The 16,748-nt window shown below is 41.0% G+C and carries 33 protein-coding genes, 1 tRNA gene and 1 pseudogene; 9 read left to right on the top strand and 26 right to left on the bottom strand.

The window, feature by feature from the left end; all coding sequences use genetic code 11:
- Positions 1-4: 4 nt before the first annotated feature.
- Positions 5-334 carry a sulfurtransferase TusE gene (gene tusE, locus Xish_RS01805; RefSeq protein WP_167383201.1) on the bottom strand — a complete coding sequence of 110 codons (330 nt, stop codon included), beginning with the start codon at positions 332-334 and terminating at the stop codon, positions 5-7.
- Between the two features lie 179 nt (positions 335-513).
- Here tusE and Xish_RS01800 point away from each other — a divergent pair.
- Positions 514-601: transfer RNA gene (locus Xish_RS01800), tRNA-Ser, on the top strand.
- 174 nt (positions 602-775) lie between these two features.
- Positions 776-1,987 carry a tyrosine-type recombinase/integrase gene (locus tag Xish_RS01795; RefSeq protein ID WP_099116442.1) on the top strand — a complete coding sequence of 404 codons (1,212 nt, stop codon included), beginning with the start codon at positions 776-778 and terminating at the stop codon, positions 1,985-1,987.
- Here the strand turns inward: Xish_RS01795 and Xish_RS01790 are convergent, their stop codons facing one another.
- From Xish_RS01790 to Xish_RS01695, 22 genes and pseudogenes are all read right to left on the bottom strand, one after another.
- Complete coding sequence (locus Xish_RS01790; RefSeq protein WP_099116441.1) at positions 1,988-2,194, bottom strand: helix-turn-helix transcriptional regulator; 207 nt, start codon at positions 2,192-2,194, stop codon at positions 1,988-1,990.
- The gene (locus Xish_RS01785; RefSeq protein WP_244185888.1) at positions 2,184-2,546 is read right to left on the bottom strand and encodes a hypothetical protein; all 363 of its coding nucleotides are present in this window, start codon (positions 2,544-2,546) and stop codon (positions 2,184-2,186) included. The genes Xish_RS01790 and Xish_RS01785 overlap by 11 nt, the downstream gene beginning before the upstream one ends.
- 195 nt (positions 2,547-2,741) lie before the next feature.
- Positions 2,742-2,927 carry a hypothetical protein gene (locus Xish_RS01775; RefSeq protein WP_099116439.1) on the bottom strand — a complete coding sequence of 62 codons (186 nt, stop codon included), beginning with the start codon at positions 2,925-2,927 and terminating at the stop codon, positions 2,742-2,744.
- Positions 2,924-3,460, bottom strand: coding sequence for a phage N-6-adenine-methyltransferase (locus Xish_RS01770; RefSeq protein WP_099116438.1), 537 nt, complete (start codon positions 3,458-3,460; stop codon positions 2,924-2,926). The genes Xish_RS01775 and Xish_RS01770 overlap by 4 nt, the downstream gene beginning before the upstream one ends.
- Complete coding sequence (locus Xish_RS18505) at positions 3,453-3,623, bottom strand: hypothetical protein (RefSeq protein WP_167383200.1); 171 nt, start codon at positions 3,621-3,623, stop codon at positions 3,453-3,455. The genes Xish_RS01770 and Xish_RS18505 overlap by 8 nt, the downstream gene beginning before the upstream one ends.
- A gap of 11 nt (positions 3,624-3,634) precedes the next feature.
- On the bottom strand, positions 3,635-3,820 hold the full coding sequence (locus Xish_RS01765) for a hypothetical protein (protein ID WP_099116437.1): 186 nt from the start codon (positions 3,818-3,820) through the stop codon (positions 3,635-3,637).
- Positions 3,813-4,076: a hypothetical protein gene (locus Xish_RS01760; protein ID WP_099116436.1), complete on the bottom strand. Its 264-nt coding sequence runs from the start codon at positions 4,074-4,076 to the stop codon at positions 3,813-3,815. The genes Xish_RS01765 and Xish_RS01760 overlap by 8 nt, the downstream gene beginning before the upstream one ends.
- Complete coding sequence (locus tag Xish_RS01755; protein ID WP_244185886.1) at positions 4,073-4,402, bottom strand: zinc-finger-containing protein; 330 nt, start codon at positions 4,400-4,402, stop codon at positions 4,073-4,075. The genes Xish_RS01760 and Xish_RS01755 overlap by 4 nt, the downstream gene beginning before the upstream one ends.
- Positions 4,403-4,503: 101 nt before the next feature.
- Positions 4,504-4,956: pseudogene (locus Xish_RS01750) on the bottom strand (SAM-dependent methyltransferase); the annotation flags it as partial.
- A 71-nt stretch (positions 4,957-5,027) separates the two neighbouring features.
- Positions 5,028-5,246, bottom strand: coding sequence for a hypothetical protein (locus Xish_RS01745; RefSeq protein ID WP_099116434.1), 219 nt, complete (start codon positions 5,244-5,246; stop codon positions 5,028-5,030).
- On the bottom strand, positions 5,243-5,863 hold the full coding sequence (locus Xish_RS01740) for a lambda exonuclease family protein (RefSeq protein ID WP_099116433.1): 621 nt from the start codon (positions 5,861-5,863) through the stop codon (positions 5,243-5,245). The genes Xish_RS01745 and Xish_RS01740 overlap by 4 nt, the downstream gene beginning before the upstream one ends.
- Positions 5,844-6,581: a phage recombination protein Bet gene (gene bet / locus Xish_RS01735; protein WP_099116432.1), complete on the bottom strand. Its 738-nt coding sequence runs from the start codon at positions 6,579-6,581 to the stop codon at positions 5,844-5,846. Before bet ends, Xish_RS01740 begins: the two co-directional genes overlap by 20 nt.
- Positions 6,578-6,796: a hypothetical protein gene (locus Xish_RS01730; RefSeq protein ID WP_141553929.1), complete on the bottom strand. Its 219-nt coding sequence runs from the start codon at positions 6,794-6,796 to the stop codon at positions 6,578-6,580. Before Xish_RS01730 ends, bet begins: the two co-directional genes overlap by 4 nt.
- Positions 6,797-6,849: 53 nt before the next feature.
- On the bottom strand, positions 6,850-7,122 hold the full coding sequence (locus tag Xish_RS01725; protein ID WP_099116430.1) for a hypothetical protein: 273 nt from the start codon (positions 7,120-7,122) through the stop codon (positions 6,850-6,852).
- A gap of 9 nt (positions 7,123-7,131) precedes the next feature.
- A complete protein-coding gene (locus tag Xish_RS19100; protein WP_279625591.1) occupies positions 7,132-7,260 on the bottom strand; it encodes a hypothetical protein in 129 nt (42 codons plus the stop codon).
- 48 nt (positions 7,261-7,308) lie between these two features.
- Positions 7,309-7,707 carry a hypothetical protein gene (locus tag Xish_RS01720; protein WP_099116429.1) on the bottom strand — a complete coding sequence of 133 codons (399 nt, stop codon included), beginning with the start codon at positions 7,705-7,707 and terminating at the stop codon, positions 7,309-7,311.
- Positions 7,700-8,014, bottom strand: a complete 315-nt coding sequence (locus Xish_RS01715; protein ID WP_099116428.1) for a hypothetical protein — start codon at positions 8,012-8,014, stop codon at positions 7,700-7,702. The genes Xish_RS01720 and Xish_RS01715 overlap by 8 nt, the downstream gene beginning before the upstream one ends.
- Before the next feature lie 2 nt (positions 8,015-8,016).
- Positions 8,017-8,400, bottom strand: coding sequence for a hypothetical protein (locus Xish_RS18765; protein WP_208614798.1), 384 nt, complete (start codon positions 8,398-8,400; stop codon positions 8,017-8,019).
- A 69-nt stretch (positions 8,401-8,469) separates the two neighbouring features.
- Positions 8,470-8,694 (bottom strand): hypothetical protein, encoded by a 225-nt coding sequence (locus tag Xish_RS01705; protein ID WP_099116427.1) that lies wholly within the window; start codon positions 8,692-8,694, stop codon positions 8,470-8,472.
- Between the two features lie 86 nt (positions 8,695-8,780).
- A complete protein-coding gene (locus tag Xish_RS18500; protein ID WP_167383199.1) occupies positions 8,781-8,942 on the bottom strand; it encodes a hypothetical protein in 162 nt (53 codons plus the stop codon).
- 52 nt (positions 8,943-8,994) lie between these two features.
- On the bottom strand, positions 8,995-9,237 hold the full coding sequence (locus tag Xish_RS01700; RefSeq protein WP_099116426.1) for a hypothetical protein: 243 nt from the start codon (positions 9,235-9,237) through the stop codon (positions 8,995-8,997).
- 379 nt (positions 9,238-9,616) lie between these two features.
- Positions 9,617-9,859, bottom strand: coding sequence for a hypothetical protein (locus Xish_RS01695; protein ID WP_099116425.1), 243 nt, complete (start codon positions 9,857-9,859; stop codon positions 9,617-9,619).
- 731 nt (positions 9,860-10,590) lie between these two features.
- Between Xish_RS01695 and Xish_RS01690 the strand changes: the two genes are divergently transcribed.
- Complete coding sequence (locus tag Xish_RS01690; RefSeq protein WP_099116424.1) at positions 10,591-10,788, top strand: DUF2767 domain-containing protein; 198 nt, start codon at positions 10,591-10,593, stop codon at positions 10,786-10,788.
- Between the two features lie 25 nt (positions 10,789-10,813).
- Here the strand turns inward: Xish_RS01690 and Xish_RS01685 are convergent, their stop codons facing one another.
- The 3 genes from Xish_RS01685 to Xish_RS01675 form a co-directional block, all read right to left on the bottom strand.
- Positions 10,814-11,335, bottom strand: a complete 522-nt coding sequence (locus Xish_RS01685; protein WP_099116423.1) for a DUF4411 family protein — start codon at positions 11,333-11,335, stop codon at positions 10,814-10,816.
- Positions 11,335-12,501: an XRE family transcriptional regulator gene (locus tag Xish_RS01680; RefSeq protein ID WP_099116422.1), complete on the bottom strand. Its 1,167-nt coding sequence runs from the start codon at positions 12,499-12,501 to the stop codon at positions 11,335-11,337. Before Xish_RS01680 ends, Xish_RS01685 begins: the two co-directional genes overlap by 1 nt.
- 202 nt (positions 12,502-12,703) lie before the next feature.
- Positions 12,704-13,408, bottom strand: a complete 705-nt coding sequence (locus Xish_RS01675; protein ID WP_099116421.1) for an XRE family transcriptional regulator — start codon at positions 13,406-13,408, stop codon at positions 12,704-12,706.
- A gap of 103 nt (positions 13,409-13,511) precedes the next feature.
- On the opposite strand from Xish_RS01675, the gene Xish_RS01670 reads away from it, so the two are divergent.
- From Xish_RS01670 to Xish_RS01645, 6 genes are all read left to right on the top strand, one after another.
- Positions 13,512-13,727 carry a transcriptional regulator gene (locus Xish_RS01670; protein ID WP_099116420.1) on the top strand — a complete coding sequence of 72 codons (216 nt, stop codon included), beginning with the start codon at positions 13,512-13,514 and terminating at the stop codon, positions 13,725-13,727.
- Positions 13,728-14,004: 277 nt separating this feature from the next.
- Positions 14,005-14,736: a helix-turn-helix domain-containing protein gene (locus tag Xish_RS01665; RefSeq protein ID WP_099116419.1), complete on the top strand. Its 732-nt coding sequence runs from the start codon at positions 14,005-14,007 to the stop codon at positions 14,734-14,736.
- Positions 14,737-15,588 carry an ATP-binding protein gene (locus Xish_RS01660; RefSeq protein WP_099116418.1) on the top strand — a complete coding sequence of 284 codons (852 nt, stop codon included), beginning with the start codon at positions 14,737-14,739 and terminating at the stop codon, positions 15,586-15,588.
- A 22-nt stretch (positions 15,589-15,610) separates the two neighbouring features.
- The gene (locus Xish_RS01655) at positions 15,611-16,027 is read left to right on the top strand and encodes a hypothetical protein (RefSeq protein ID WP_099116417.1); all 417 of its coding nucleotides are present in this window, start codon (positions 15,611-15,613) and stop codon (positions 16,025-16,027) included.
- The gene (locus tag Xish_RS01650) at positions 16,024-16,359 is read left to right on the top strand and encodes a nucleoside triphosphate pyrophosphohydrolase family protein (RefSeq protein WP_099116416.1); all 336 of its coding nucleotides are present in this window, start codon (positions 16,024-16,026) and stop codon (positions 16,357-16,359) included. The genes Xish_RS01655 and Xish_RS01650 overlap by 4 nt, the downstream gene beginning before the upstream one ends.
- Entirely contained in the window at positions 16,359-16,622 is a 264-nt protein-coding gene (locus Xish_RS01645) for a hypothetical protein (RefSeq protein WP_099116415.1), read from the top strand. Before Xish_RS01650 ends, Xish_RS01645 begins: the two co-directional genes overlap by 1 nt.
- Positions 16,623-16,748: the final 126 nt, after the last annotated feature.

Genomic DNA, 16,748 nt, shown 5'->3' with positions numbered 1-16,748 from the left:
TAAATCAAATACATTTGACTGGTTTGGGAAGACCTGCAATTTTTGTTGCTTGTTTTGCAGGCCCTTTGGGAAACAGGCGATAGAGGTAACGGCTATTTCCTTTCTCCTCACCATATTTTTGGGAGATCGCTTTGACTAACATACGAATAGCGGGTGAAGTATTAAATTCTTCATAGAACTCACGTACAAAACGGATAACTTCCCAATGCTGTTCGGTCAGAGTGATTGCTTCCTGCTCAGCAATGGTAGGAGCCATAGCTTCTTGCCAATCACGGTAGTTTTTTAGATAACCTTGTGCATCGGTTTCGATCTCACGACCTTCAAATACCAACATAACTTTTACCATCCAATAACGATGGCTGCAATTTAGCAAAAATCACTACTATTCCCAAGAAAGATCATCAAAATGCTGAATAAATAGACCAATAGATAGTGTCGTGAGTAAATTAGCGGCAGTTGAACGGATAAATACTTTACATTGGGAACTGTGGTGTTTATAGTGCTCGACATCGCGGAGGGGTGGCCGAGCGGCTGAAGGCAGCGGTCTTGAAAACCGCCGATGGGAAACCATCCGAGAGTTCGAATCTCTCCTCCTCCGCCACTTCTACTTCTCGCAACGTCTCCTAAAGTCCACTTTTTCAAACAAAATCAATAAATAACAATAAACCTAAGTCTCCTAATATCTCCTAACATCTCCTGAAAGCGACATGAAATTGTGTATAGTTTTGTGTATAGTTTTTCCTATACACATCTTCCTATACACATGGGTGAAATGATGAAGCTAACAGACGTGGCAATTAAAAGATCTAAGCCAGAAGCAAAGGCTTATACTCTCTCCGATGGAAACGGTCTTTGGTTGTTAATAGAACCGAATGGATCCAGAGGTTGGCGATTCCGTTATCGTTTTGAGGGTAAGCAGAAAATGCTATCTTTGGGCACTTACCCTGAAGTGCCTTTAGCGGAAGCAAGGAAAAGAACAGCAGAGTGTCGCTCTATGATTGCTGATGGTATCAATCCTTCTGAAGACAGAAAACAGAAGAGGCGAGAAAGCACCATCATGTCTGAAAATACTTTTGAAAAAATCACTCTTGAATGGTACGAGAAACGCAAAGATAGATGGTCGGCAGGGTATCGCGCTGACATGATGAGTGCTTTCGAAAATGATGTCTTTCCTTATATTGGTAATAGACCAATAGCAGATATAAAACCCTTGGAATTACTGGACGTTCTTACGAGAATGGAAAAGCGGGGTGCAACGGAGAAATTAAAAAAAGTTCGTCAGCGTTGCGGTGAAGTTTGGAAATATGCAATTATCACCGGCCGTGCTGAATATAATCCAGCCCCCGACCTTGCCAGTGCTTTTATTCCACATAAAAGAGAGCATTACCCACACCTTGATGTTGATGAGTTACCCGAATTCCTGAAATCCATTGATAAGCACATGGGTAGCCAGATTGTTAGGCATGCGCTGAGAATTTTAATTATTACAGGATTGCGCCCTGGTGAATTAAGAAAGTTAGAGTGGAGTGAAGTTGATCTGGAAAAAAGGCTTATTCAAATTCCTGCCGAAAGAATGAAAATGCGTAGGCCACATAGTGTGCCTTTGTCCGATCAGGTAATGACTCTACTTCAACAACTAATTCCAATTAGCGGTGATTACCAATATGTATTTCCCAGTCGAACAGATTATAAAAAACCTCTTAGTGAGATGGCTATGAATACCATGATGAAGCGCATGGGATACGGTGGTAGAGCTACAGGACATGGATTCCGTCACACTATGAGTACTGTATTGCATGAGCAACGTTTCCCTTCTGAATGGGTGGAATTGCAGCTTGCTCATGTGGATAAAAATACCATTAGGGGCACGTATAATCATGCCCTTCATTTGGATGGTCGCCGCGAAATGCTTCAATGGTATGCTGATTTTATGAGTTCCTTGGAGTGCGGGAAAGATATTACTAATAGTCGTTTTAAAAATGACTGATTAAGTATTATCTTTAATTGGGCAGCGGGATTCATTGATACGCTGCTCAATCCACTCATTAATCTCGCTTTCTATAAAAGCAATTGAGCGAGAACCGATCTTAACGGGTTTAGGGAACTCCCCTTTATCAATTAATTTATAAGTCCATGATTTGCTATAACCTGTTCTACTCAAAACCTCATCTAGTCTGATTAATTTATTTGACACTGGAATTCCCTCCTTTCTGATATCCATTTTCCAAAATAACCCTCGCCACCTTTGCAGGTGTTGCTTTATCACCCCACGTTGCACCGAAAATAATGTCGCTCAGTTCTGCTATGAGAATATCGCTCAAATTCTTCGGTCTTGCGGAGTAGGGCACCTCATCGGGCACCCCGTTCATGATGTCAATAACGAGTTCGGCGATTTCCTTTTCTCCCCGTTCTGGCTTACGGTATCCAGAATGCCAGACTACATCGGTGATATCAGCAGGATCGTCCCAGACTGAGGCGATGATTTGTTTGAGGTGGAAGGAGTTATTGATTTCCCCCATTTCCTGATGACAATATATGAGTTTCATTTTATCTCCTTCTGAATCATCCGCACATAATACGCCAGCACTGATTTAGCGCTGAATTTCATGTGGTTGAGTGGTTTAAATTTGGGTGTGTATTTATCGAGAATTGCGGTTACTGCGGTATCGTCGTATTTGGGCAGGGCGGTTAATTCTTTCAGGCAATCCCTTGCCACCTTCCTCCGTGCGTTCTCGAATTCGCTAGTCATCGGTAAGTGTGGTTTTTATTTCCGAAGCTGGAAACTCAATATCATTTAATGCATCCTGTACAGTATCAGTTATGGACAAAACCAAACTTTCATCAGATAACTTGTCATCACCATAAAAATCACAAAACTCTTTAGCTGATTTACGAGATATTTCAATTGATATTTTTGGTATATTCACGTTATTTTCCTTATTTCGTTATTACCTATATTGAATAGGTGTTCTTTATCTACAGTAGTTATTAACTTGCGCGGAGTAATAAATGGTCGCCATATTAAAAACATGGAACCTTTTGTATTCCTGCTGACTTTTATTTTTAAGTTCGCTGGAATAAATGAAATCCTGCCACCTGTTACTAATCTGACCTCATCCGCTGTTTCTCTTGCTAATTTAAACCAACCCACAGAAGTATCAGAAGGGACTAACATAACGATTGGTTGTAATTGCTTCTGGCATTCAATCGCCGCTTTTTCTACCCACGGCGTAATATTGGAATAGGGTGGATTACAGAATATAGAACCGTAGCTCACCCAATCACATTCCAGTGCATTATCTCGTTCCGTGAGATAATGGGCGCGCAGGGTGTTTTGAGCATCGGCGGCGGCATCTAAATAAAATCTGAATTCTAAATCGAGAGCTAAAAATAACGGAAGTGGAGTTTGCCAGAGGTCTTTAAATTCTTTTGGTGTGTTACTTCCTCCGAAATCACTCATAATCCTCCCCGCACTCTCTGCTACAAAATGCACCATGTGTTGCTTCCTCTGTCTCACACCACCGACACATACCGTTGATACTGGTTAATGCTGATGGCCGGTTCTGGAGGGCGTGAGATATATTCAGCTCATTTAATTCATTCGCTGCGTCGATAATATCCATGTTATTTCTCGCTATTTTCTGGGGTGGGTAATATCATTACTTGCTTCCCATCCAGCCTTAAATGCTTCCCAATAATTCTGGGCTGGCATGTTAAAATAATTTCCATTACTATCTTTTTCTAATGCATTTTCAGAATAACGAAACTCAGTTAAAAGAAATTTCTCAAACGCTTCTCTGCATAAATCTGAATTAGTCATTATTTTTCCTCGTTGCTGAAAATGTAGACTCCAATTCAATATTAAATGTTCCGAATAATTCGCCATTATTAAATATGGTCATCTCAATAGGCCCTCTATCATCAAATCCATCATGATTGGCATAATAATCATCGGCACATTCCTCAGCCAAATAATCGGGATATGAATCATCCCATATTGGATTTTCTAATTCATATCTGTCTGTCGGATCTGCTAAATCATTAGCGTCTGTTACTGCGTATTCTATTTTTCTCACCCAAACCTCCTGCATATATTCGCTGCCCGTTCGCACATATCAGTATCAAACCAGCCGAAGTGACAGGTGTTGAAACTGATGTCCAATTGACTTGCTAACCATTGATACGCTTCCGTGCGCTCTAAATTACGACTCCTCACGACATCATCGAAATACCGATGTGCCGATGCTCTGGCCTGTCGGGTTTTCTTATCTGCCAGTGACCCCATTGGGATATCGGTTTCCGGATGAATACTGACACGCGCACCACATGTCCAGCAGTGATATAACCAAGGCCAGCGGTTATCGTGGATGCGCTTAAAAACATTCAGGTGATGTTCAATCATCACGTGCCTGCCACAATATCGGCAGTGTGTCGGAATGGGGTAGGGGTCGTTAACTCGTTGTACTGCTCTAGGATTGGGGTTCCATGGGGTGTATTGCATGAGGAATTTTCCTTCATGAATGCCACCCAATGCGTATTCGCCCTCTTTCCTGACGGGTGGCCAAACAATGGTGACTGAGATACTAATGCTAATATCTCGCTAGTTTTGATTTGCGTTTCATTCCATTTAAAAATCAATGTTCCGGCTGGCTTTAACACTCTGAACGCCTCATTAAATCCCTGAGCTAAATCATCTCTCCATGTATCCCTGTTCAATGCGCCGTATTTTTTCCGTTGCCAGCCGTTTTCACCTGCCCGTTCCAGATGAGGTGGATCAAACACAACCAACTGAAATGTATTATTAGTAAATGGCAATGCACGAAAATCACAGACAATATCCGGTTCGATATGTAGCTCTCTGCCATCACATAAAATGTGACTCTCTCGCCGGATATCGCAGAAAATGACATTAGGATTTTTGCGGTCGAACCAAAACATTCGGCTACCGCAACACATATCCAATATGGTTGACACAATAATCCTCCCGCCGCATAGCAGCGTAGTGATAGGGTTGGGGTTGGGGTTATTTAGTTAATATTTGGATTGCCGAGCACAAACACTCGGTGTTGAAAATCGGTGGAATGGTATAATCTGGGTTTCAGCTTTTTGCCTGTTTTTTGTCTTTCTGCATACTCTTTAACCCATTTTCTATTGCAGATGACGCATTTTCCATTTGCTACGAACCGCTCCGTGTGTCCGTAGCGGCACGGCTTACCCTGAAAATATTTACTCGGTTCCGTGGTCATTGATCTCTCCCTAATAGAGCTATATTTCTTATTGCATCTTTGAGTTCGTCAATAAACGATAAAACCTCGGTTTCAATTTCCTTGGCTAATTCCTCATTAAACAATATCCGTGTTTTGAAGTAGGAAAGATTAGGAGGTAATCGATCATCGTAGCTAATGAAGTCACACCATTTACGGCCAGTACACATCATTTGGGCGTGCATCTGTAACAGATATTCACGCTTTGGCTTTTGGGTTTTGATGGTCTCAATGTGTGTCCATGTGTTAGGGCATTTGATTTCAAGTAATCCATCGTCATTGACCAACCCATCCGGGCTAGCGCCAAAGAGTTCAATGACAGGGTGATCAATAAACCCTGTTTCAATAACACTGGCATCGAACTCATTGAGGCAATACATTTCCCGTGCTACAGCTTCTAACTCGTTTCCGCGTTCCATTGCAGCGGATTTAAACCCCTCTTCATACTTCCCTGTAAAATGCTCACAAATGAGTTTTGCCATGTAGTTATGGCGAGAGGCGGAATAGCCATTCTTGGTTTTAGCCATGATGTTAGCCAATCCGCTGGCGGTTACTTTCCCTAATCTGGCCTGATGCCATTCATCCGTTCTCTGCTCCATTTGTCACCTCGCTATATTCAGCTTCTATTGCTATGGTTTCTTTAATGCGTTCCTTTTCGGTATTACCGATGATTTTCTTCTCTTCCAATGAGAGTGATATCCAGAGCCTTTCAAAAGCTTCCATGCCAATTTTTGCCGCTTCTTCACAGCGAGAGATCAAGGATTGGCGGTCAGCGTGACTTTCCTGTCCGTTGACTACCTCAGCCGTAGTTCCGGCTGTGATGCGTTCTGCCTCATCTTGGTCATAGATACCCGCAAATCCAAATGCTAGACGGGCACACTGGATCATGGCTTTGTGCCGCAACATTCTTTTTGGGTGGCTTTGCCATGGTTGCGTAGTTCTTTTGCATTCACTCATGTATTCCGTTACTGTTGTTGGGTGAGTGCGATCTTTCCGATAAATTTTGCATGTACATGACTCAGCGTCCTGACTGAACTCCATGCCGTCAAACTGTTTGTTTTCGTTGATGATACGAGCCCATCCATCTACGCCCACAACAGGAACAATCCCTGTTTTATCTGGAAATGCATAAACCTCTTTTGTCCACGGGTTGAGGTTGTACTGATTAGCAACAATAAGAAGAGCAACAAATTGTTGTTCCGTAGCGTTACCTCTAAACGCCGTTGCTTTCAGTGTTTCAATGAGTTCGTCCTCTTGAACTCTCATCCCTAGCTTGTCCGCTAGCGTGCCAGCCAGTGATACCAAAGCTGTACTCATACTGCCTCCTTCTGAACTTTAAACAAACATAGGTTGTACAGCAGTCCATTAACCATCTCGTCAATGTCACTGCCAGTGTCGAATAGCTCACCGAATAATTCATTCATCCGTGGTGAGAAAATTGACTGAGTTCCCTCTGGCAGTGATTCATATAGCCTGTGAGCGTCTTTTTCCTGTTGTTCCTCTAGCGCCTCCTGATGGGCCGCCTCTTCCATGCTCCGCTCCTCTTGTGCGTCCTGCATCCAGCAGGGATCACATCCGAAACCCCTCATGCCGCCTCCTTGTGCATATTCTGGGCGAGAGCCATAAGTTCCCGATAGGTAAATCCCGCTTTTTTCATTTCTTCCGCGAGACGTTCTGTATCACAATGCACTCTGGCATATTCCAGTGTTTCGCTGATATCGAGGTCAGAACGCATTGCAAACTCTTTGAATGGAATATCGAATTTCATATCACCCAGATCGTGATAATTGATATAGATTCTCCCGTTAAATACCCGCTCTTCTGGTTGGATATAGCTATAATTTATTGATGGCAACATATTTACCTCCTAAACCGGAATAAATACGACTATTGAGATGATGAGTAATGCAACGCGGCGCTTCCATACGCGCCGGTTCCTGACTGCCTGTGGTTTTTTGGGTACGACTGCGCACTCATCAAACATGTTGTTACGCACGTAAAAATCCCTCGCCGGTGAAAACGATTAGTGATTTCTGAGATTGGGTTATTTTTGGGTCAGACTGATGAGCGCCTTAGCGTGCAGCTCGGCGGATTCGCGGTCGAGGTGGATTAGGTCGCGTTTTAAACGAGCGTTATCATATGAATCATCATCCCAAGTAGCCCTGCGATACAAATGGTTGAAAGCGTCGTCTGTTATAATTGGATAATAGTATTCTTGGTCATACTCCAGTAGCCCACTCACGGGCTCCGGTACATCGTATTCCCCGATTCTGATAGTGCGGGGTTTTAATCTGTATTCACGGTCAGGTAAGAACAATATTTCACCATTTTCGGGCAGCCAGTCTCCCCAATATTTAAATTCGAAATACTCCCACGGCCTATCAGTAATATGAGATAATCTAGCGTACTCAGATATTAAATCAGCGTGTATATGTTTAGCCATTGTTATTATCTCCTAAATTATTTATTTTGATAGTATTATCCCAATCTAAAGAATAACCCTTATATCCAGTTTGTGTTACATACATACCATGAGGAGGTAACATGTGTAATTTTTCTGTTATCTCCATTCTGCAATCATAAGTTCCATTATTAAATATTTCTTCTACTAATCCTTTATCACCATTAAGAAGAATAGCTTTATGTCCAACTTTAAGTTGTGGGTAATAGTCTCTTTCAAGTTCTTTCTTTATAACATTTAATTCACCATCTGATATGCAATAACCATTTGGTATATTTATATACATCATTGTTATTCTCCTGTTGGCGGTTCTTGATTAATCTTGTTCCATTTTTCACTGAGAAAATGGGACATATAGGTTATTTCTCTACCGAAATGCGTTCTGATGGTAATCTGACCGCCGTCAATATTGGTTATGATGACCTCTCCCCAATCCTCTGTTTTATGCGTTAACTTATCGCCAACATTAAAATTAAACTCGCGCGGGTGTTTCGGCATCGTTATTTCCCGAACATTTAACATTGCGTCAGCAGTTACATATGCCCATCGCGCTATATCGTCGCTGCCAAAAACACAACCCGCTTTGGTTGCATATAGATCGGTTGCGAGTGCCTGCATAGCCTTAGCCGCAAAATAATCTCTTAATGTTATTTCATTGGGTTTTTTATCGTTCATTACATCTTCCTATATTCAGGTAATAAAAAGCCCCGCATTTGCGAGGCTGTTATTTGGTTGCGCTAGCTTTTATTTATAAAATGGAATTCCATCATAAATACATACTATTGGTGGATATAAAACAAATGCAGCTAATATTAGACACAATATTTTACCACCTATCTTTTTTACTACTGTACATGCTGCTATAACTAAAATAAACCCAACAATAGTGGACGGCCAACCTAATATATTTCCAGCTAATACAACGTAAAACAAGTGAATGGTTTTTATTACTGTTAATATATCTTCCACACATGTTCCCTCATGAACCAATTGTCGAATCCATGAATATATCAGAGTAACTCACCACAGCCCACTCGAAAATGGGCTGGAGTTAGTCAACTGAGAGCAGCCCATTGGCGATAACGTGCACGTTGATTCCAACATAATTGCGTAAAACTACGGCGAAGTTCAGAGCGCGGGGCATGAGATAAAGCACGAGCGCGATAATATTCAAAATCTTCTTTACATTCAGCCGCAAATTTAATTGGTGTAGTCATATTTATTTCCTTTCAGAATTAATGCTGTTTATTTGGAATTAGCTGGAGTTAGTTAATTTTCACCGACAATTAAATCGAATTCTCTTTTAGTAATGGCTGGCTGCAACCCGTTTGCAAAAAGTATTTCATTCTCCGGTTCTGGTGACTTTATAAAACGCCAGCCTTTGAATAATCTTCCTGTGAAAATGTTATCCATGTAACTTGGAAAGCAGCCTATTTTATCCCGCAAAAATTCCAGTGCTGCCATTCTTTCTGAGATATCCGATTTCATCCGATTAAATTCATAATCAGTCATCACACCCTCACTATTAGTTATTATTGCGCCTGTATGTTTAACCACATCAGGCGGTAGTGGTTCCTCGAATTCCCCAACGCGCAGAAATCGGTTAGAATAAATTCCCTACAATAATGAGAATAAAATTTAATCTATGGATAGAAATAAATGGAAAAAGGTTGTTGGTTGGTTGGGTAAGCAAGCTAACAAATCGAACTTTGCTTTTTTGGGTTACATCCTGTTAATAGCGTTTCGTCCTGAGCCACTCGAATTATGGCTACGCGAGCACTATCCTAGTGTTTCGCCAGAAACCTTTGCTTATTTCGTTACGATGTACCTTATAAGCGCGGCTATAGTTTATATTCCATCAATGCTGATTAAATATCTGAGAAAGAAAATCTCACCCCCTCACCGTCAACCCGCCTGACTCCAATCTACGGCGGGACTTGGTTTTGGTTGAAACTGACTTTTTCGATGGAACGCCGTTAACTGTCGTAATGAAACTGGTTAATGCGTTAACAGTGTCGCGTTCCTGCTTGGTCATGCGTTGTTTGGGTTGGCGGTTGTTCCAGAAATTTTCACGCTGTTTTCTCTCCAGCTCACCGAAAAAATTATCGAAAATTGATTCAAGATTATCTTTCATGAAACTTCTCCGTTAATTGGCTTTGACGCTATGGCGATGTTCACCACACCTCAAAGCCAACTGCACTTTGAACCACACTCTCGCAGTGGTCGCGCTCATGCCCTTGAGTTCCTGTCGCATCTTTGCCGCTAATAACCGGTGCAAGTCTGGCTGTCTTGCTGCTTTACCGACACGTCTTCTTCCTCATTAACCCTCACCAGCGCGTGTGCAGTTCGACCTGCTTCTGGCTCTCTTCATTGAGAGACTCGGGGCTACCTCATAACAGCAGCTTCAAGTTCAACTTCGCGGTCTATCCGCTTTGGTTTACATAAATTCTCCTTGGTTAATAACACGACTGAGCTTCATAACGAGTACGCCTTTACGGGCTGGTTGTCTCGCCCGATTGCCTGAATGATTACCCGATAATCTGAGTAACTACCCGGCGCTATTTCAATTTGCTAGGGCTCGTCAGTTGCCTGTCGTTGAGTTCGGATTGTTAAAGAGCGTGTTACTTTTATCTTTGGCTGTGTGCCTTTGATGTGTTTATTTAAAACTATAGTTGTTTTATTGTCAACAACTAAGGTTGTATTTATTTTGATATTTGGTTGTTTATAAGTTGGCGTGGTTGTTTTTAAAGGGGTTTTTTTAAATGTTTTTTCTGAGGTGTGATTGCGGTCACTAATTGGTCAATAAACAAACTCAATCTGTTTGGTCGGTGCTGTTTTGTATAAAAAACATGCGGGGTTATTGATATGAATAATAAAGAGCAGGTTTATAGCGATGTTTGCTGTGCTATAGGGCGTGCGGTGGTGCTATTAAAAGATCAGGTTATCACGGAGCGTAGTATCTGGTTGATGTTGAAATCATTGTCTGACCAACTGGATAGTGACGACCAGTACATGAAACAGATATACAGCACTGCTATAAAATGGATGGAAGAGAGGATGTGAAAAAAGCCCTCGCGAGAGGGCCTGATTATATTCTTGATTTCCAGTCTGTGTAGAAATCAAGCTCTTTAATCATGGTGAAAACATTGCAACATCTTAACCCAAAATGTTTGCATACATCTGGTATTTTTCTATTATGCCTCTGTTTCTTGGGGCTTGGTTGTTCATTAGTTACAACTATTCTGTTTTCAGGTTGAGCTAATGCATACGAAATCAAGAATGGGTCTTTCCCTATTTTGTCCAATTCTACATCGGTAAGATCCGGAGCATATCCTTCTTTTACCACTTTATTAAGAAGGGGTATATTTACATTCTCTTTTAATTCAAGGATGTTTTTGTTGGTTTTATCATGAACCCATTTTGCATGCTCATCCTTATCACCACCTTGAACTTCATCAAGTATTTCTGCTGGTAGTTTTATTGAGTTGTTTTGCGCATGAAACAATATCCAAGACCAAAATTCAGGAACTCTCTTTAATGGGTAATAAAAAGAATGGGCATGAATAATTATATTAGCATCAATGAGATATAAATTTCCTTCGTTTGACATTATAATCCTACCAATTCAATGACATTGCCTGATTGAACACCCAAAACTTTTCCCGCCTTTGTTTCAGTCAAGACACCTTCCATAATGGATCTTCGTACCACCTCGATTAGAGCATTTCCAACTTTGTGTTTTTTGGTTGTATAGTAAGAACCACCACTACCACCTTGTTTCCCCCCTTTTTTGTTGGCTAGCCATTTTTCTTTAAAGTGATTTGAAATATAACTCCAGTCTTCTTTGTTTATTATATTTTGTGAGAACAAACGATAGGAGATCATTGATGAGCTAATATTAAAATCCGCACTCAATTTGCTAATATTAATTAGCATTTCTTCTATAGATAGACATGACAAAGAATCTATCACTTCAAGTTCGCTTTCACAAAGAAGGATCTGGCTAGCTATATCATTACAGTATTTCTCAACTTTATTTTCAGCATACGCATTACTGACCCCTGTATCTCCAATAAATATATGAGCTAGCTCATGCAACAGAGTGAAAGACCATGCATATTTTGAATCATTATCATTAATGATAATGAACGGAGCGATGTTATCTGATAGTGCGAATCCCCTAAAATATTCTACGGAGATATTACTATGATGGCTGCCTAGGTTGCCTATCAAAAGAACAAAAATACCCATATTTTCAATTTGTTGTCTAAGGTAATTAAAGGCTTCATGGCTATTTTTTTGTTTTCTGTATTGGCTAATATCAAACTTTGAAAACTTCAAAAATTTTGATTTCGCTTGGTGCAAAGGCGGAAGATTTGCCAACGAACCAACAAAAGGCAATGTAGATGCAGAATCACTATCTATAAGTGCCTCTTTGACGATATTTTGTTTTACATATACCTCTCTAATGAGAGCGTCAATATTTCCATTTTCGAGAGGAGAAGGGCTATTAGGTAGCGTCCTAAAGTCTTCACCTTTATTTGCAACTATAGGGGGAGTTTCCAGAAAAAAAGTGATAAACGAGCGACGATATGTTTTAGCGATCTCATTAAGCTGATTTTTAGTTGGAGCTTTTTCGCCTGATTCATACAGCCCTAAAATATCCTCACCAGACATACGAGAACTGCCCAGAGACAACTTTTTAGCCGCCTCTTGTACACTTAGCCCTGCTTGTTCTCTAGCCCATTTGAGCATTTCTGGATTAGGTTTAGACATGGTTATTTGCCATAATTAACATATAGTTACGGGTTATCAATCTTTGTTATCTAGTGATTTGTTTCATAGATTAAGCATATTGTCAATATAGCAAACATTGATTATGTCATCTATATGTAATTTATCTATCCTCTAACATTTTGATAAGAAATCGCTTAATTTGTGAGGTTGGTTAGGAGGCCGCGAAGTGCAGCCTATGGTGTTAACCGTGAAACCTATATGCGCGTGATTGACTGACTAAAACTTTTCCTTGAATAAAAAGCTCGCTAGCTTCATGCTCATTTAAGTACCAAGTTTCATACTTTTTATTGTCTGAGATAATCGCCATTTTTTTGTATTGTAGTTGCAACCTCTTTATATATATTTGATTACCAAGAATAAAAATATATATCCCATCCCCATCGAAATGCTTCACTGAAACATCAACAAATATCTGATCCTTAGACTCAAACGTACCAGCCATCGAATCACCATTAACAGCAATCATTTTTATATGCTCTGCTGGTCTACCACCAAATAGTGACTTAGCTTCCCCATTTGCGTATTCAATAGAACGAATCGTTTCAATAAATTCATCTCGAACCATAACGCCTCTTCCCGCACTTGCTTGGACATCAAATACTTCAACTTTGTAGTATTGGGAATCACGTTTAGATTCATCCTCTATGGAGGTGCCCGCCCGGATTCCTAAAGTGGTGTCAGAATCTTCTCTAGCACCAGAAAGCCATTCAGGGCTAACGCCAAGAGTTTTAGCTATATCAATCAGTTTTGTTGAGCTTAAAGCATTTCCTCCTTCCAATTTTTGGATGGAGGCTTGAGTTACACCAACACGCTCGCCTAACGCTTTTTGCGATAGACCAGCCTGTTTGCGTGCTTTTTTTAATCTTTCTGCCAGTGTCGTTTTCATATCTGCAAAATACAACTTGGGTTGTGTTTTTTCAAACGAATTTAGTTGTTGTCAAATAACAACTATAGTTTTATATTATCTATAAATAACAACGGAGGTTTTCATGAACCATGTAATCAAAACCGCTATTGATGTTGTTGGGTCACAGAAAAAACTAGGCTTAGCATGCGGTATAACGCAACAAGCGGTCTATAAGTGGCTGCATAACAAATCAAAGGTTTCTCCTGAACATGTTAGTCGGATCGTAAGTGCTACAGGAGGGAAGGTTAAGGCGCATCAAATTAGACCTGATCTTCCGCACTTGTTCCCAATGAAGTAAATGTCATCGCTCTTTAACAATCTGCCCTCACGACAGGCTGCTGGTGTGACCCTAGCAAACTGAAATCGCGCCGAGTAAAACTCAGGCAATCGGGGAGTTATACCCCGTAAAGGCCGACCATCATGATGCTATGTCGTTATCAACCATCATCTATCTCAGGATAGTTGAACTCTCTTTTTATTTTCTAAACAAAGTCTAACTGTAATTTCACTTTAGGAATTTTACGTACCTGAATAATCACGAGCCTTGGTGAAAGTGACAATCAAGGAATAAGAAAATGAGCATGATTTTAATGGCTAAGGCCATGCAAATAAAAGTAGGAAGTACAGCAAGGAAGATGGTGCTTATTAAATTAGCCGATAACGCCAATGATAAAGGCGAATGCTTCCCATCGTACCAGAATATCGCAGATCAGTGTGAAATGAGCCGAAGAAGTGTCATTAATCATATTGACGTCTTATGTGAACAAGGTTTGGTCAAAAAGGTTTATCGAAAGGGTGAAAAAGGCAATTCATCCAATATTTACATCTTAGATTTAGATGGTGCAAAAATTTCACCCCCTAGTGAAAATTCTGCACTAGGGGTAGTGAAAGAATTGCACCAACCTAGTGAAAGTATTGCACCACCCCCTAGTGAAAATTCTGCACCCAGAACCAGTCACTCTTTTGAACCAGTCAATGAACCTATAAAAACAATAGCGAAAGTCGCTAAAGCTCCTCGTGGGGAAAGTAAATATTCGTTCAGGGGAGAGGTAATAAAACTTAACCCAAAAGACTATGCCAATTGGAAAAAGATTTTCCCTCACATCGATCTGGATACTCAACTCCAACGGCTGGATATCGAGTTTCAGGCTGAGAAGCCCAAGAATTGGTTTGTGACGACCAGCCAGAAACTGAATTACCAGAACGTACAAGCAGGCAGCAAAATTAAACCTGCCAAGCGGATTACTGGAAACTTCTCAGATCGCAACTACGGCCAAACAGACATACCCAACTGGGCGGAGGGTTAGATGAATTATCAAACTGAATTAGAGTCCCTGAAATCAAGACTGGAGAGAGCCACGCAGGGATTCACGCCGCTTGAAGGCGCTGTTACTAATACATCCATAAAACAATGCGAGACACATGGTGAATTTGAGTGTCACGTACGATACATGGAAAAGATGCCTAAAATCAAAGCGATCACTGAATGTCCTCATTGCTTGAATGAGAGCATAGCTGAGATGGAAACCAAGATAGCCAGACACAACGAATGGGTATCTGCTGAAACACTAAGAAACCTCATGATTGAATTCGATGTACCCAAACGATTTGAAAGGGCGAGTTTGGATAACTACGACCCCGTCAATCGTGAAGCAGAGCGGTGTTTGAAGGTTTGCAAAGCCTATGCGACAAAATGGCCGGACAGACTGAAGCAAGGAGGCGGGTTGGTGATGTGTGGTATGCCAGGAACCGGAAAAAACCACCTCGCTATTGCTATCGGAAAGCATGTTATTCAGGAATATCAATCGTCAGTCAGATTCACGTCAGCAATCAAGATAGCTCGCGATTTTAAATCAACGTGGGCTAAAGGTGCTGATCTAACAGAATCAGAGGTCATTGACCGTTACTCAACACCAGATTTATTGATTATTGATGAAATCGGTGTTCAGTTCGGTAGCGACGCGGAAAAAATAATCCTCTTTGAAATTATCAATAACCGCTATGAATCCATGAAACCAACAATTCTGCTCAGTAACTTACCTAAAGATGAGTTATCTGAATTTATCGGTGAGCGCGTACTGGATCGCATGAATGACGGTGGCGGATGCACTTTGGCGTTTACGTGGGAGAGTTATCGATCACGTCAGCGAGCAGCTTAACCCCACCATAAGGACTTTTGAGATGAAATTAACTGAAACCGAGATTAAACAAATCGCAATTTGGGCGCTGGGAGAGGACACCGGAATATCATCAAAAACCATAGTCAGCATAGCGCTAGGGTTGAATGAAGGCGTCGTTTACAGATGGGATATGCCACATGATGTTGCTGATTTTGGACGTTGTTATAGGCTCATCAATCAGATCCCCAGACTAGCTGAATATCTACCTCTGGTAGCTGATAAATGCCCGCAATGGCAGCCGTTAGTTGCTATCTGGGATGAACTATCCCGACTGTATGAGGCTGATTTACAAAATAATGGCCGCACATGTTATGACAAAATCAAATCGCTGCATGAAGAGTGCATGGCTGCTGCTGGTTACGTAAGGATGAATGATATTTATTGGGTTCACAAGAGCAAATTACAGGGGGAAGAATGAAAATCAAACAGCTACAACAACAAATCCACCAACAAAATATTGACGCTGGTTGGTGGGATAATCCCCGTGAACGCGGAACATTGCTCTGTTTAATCCACTCCGAAATCAGCGAGGCAATGGAGGGGGAACGCAAAAATCTGATGGATGATCATTTGCCTCATCGCCCTATGGCTGAGGTGGAACTGGCTGATGCTGTCATCCGTATTTTGGATTACGCAGAGGCATTTGGTTATGACATTGAGGGCGCGATTGCTGAAAAATTAGCATACAACAGGCATCGGGCAGACCATAAACGAGAAAATCGCGCCAAATCTGGCGGTAAGGCATTTTAATGAAAATCAAAACAAGCAAATACTCATCAGTTGCTGCTTCCTGCATAACTGCCAGTGACTTAATGGATATTGAACAGAGGGCGTTCTACCCGAAAATTGATAGCACTCCAGATAAAGCAGTTGTAGTTAGGAGGCTAAAAAAAACATCCAAAGGATATAGCGTTTATTACGAACAATTAGGTAGATGCGATGGATTTTGGAGCAGTGCGCCACTTTATAAATTCATCAAAATGTTCCCCTACGAATCTAAGATTAAGTCATAAATTAATAAGGACTTTTGAGATGAAAAAAGCCAAAAAAGGAGCAAAGAATTTACTAATTCGAATATCAATAGCGACGTTTGTTTTGGTTCCTCTCTCCGTAATTATTCTTATCACTTGGCCTTTTAC

Origin of the sequence: Xenorhabdus ishibashii (genome assembly GCF_002632755.1) — a bacterium.
Lineage (GTDB): Bacteria > Pseudomonadota > Gammaproteobacteria > Enterobacterales > Enterobacteriaceae > Xenorhabdus > Xenorhabdus ishibashii.
The sequence above is the reverse complement of the archived record's forward strand: the minus strand, read 5'-3'. Positions and strand labels throughout refer to the sequence as shown.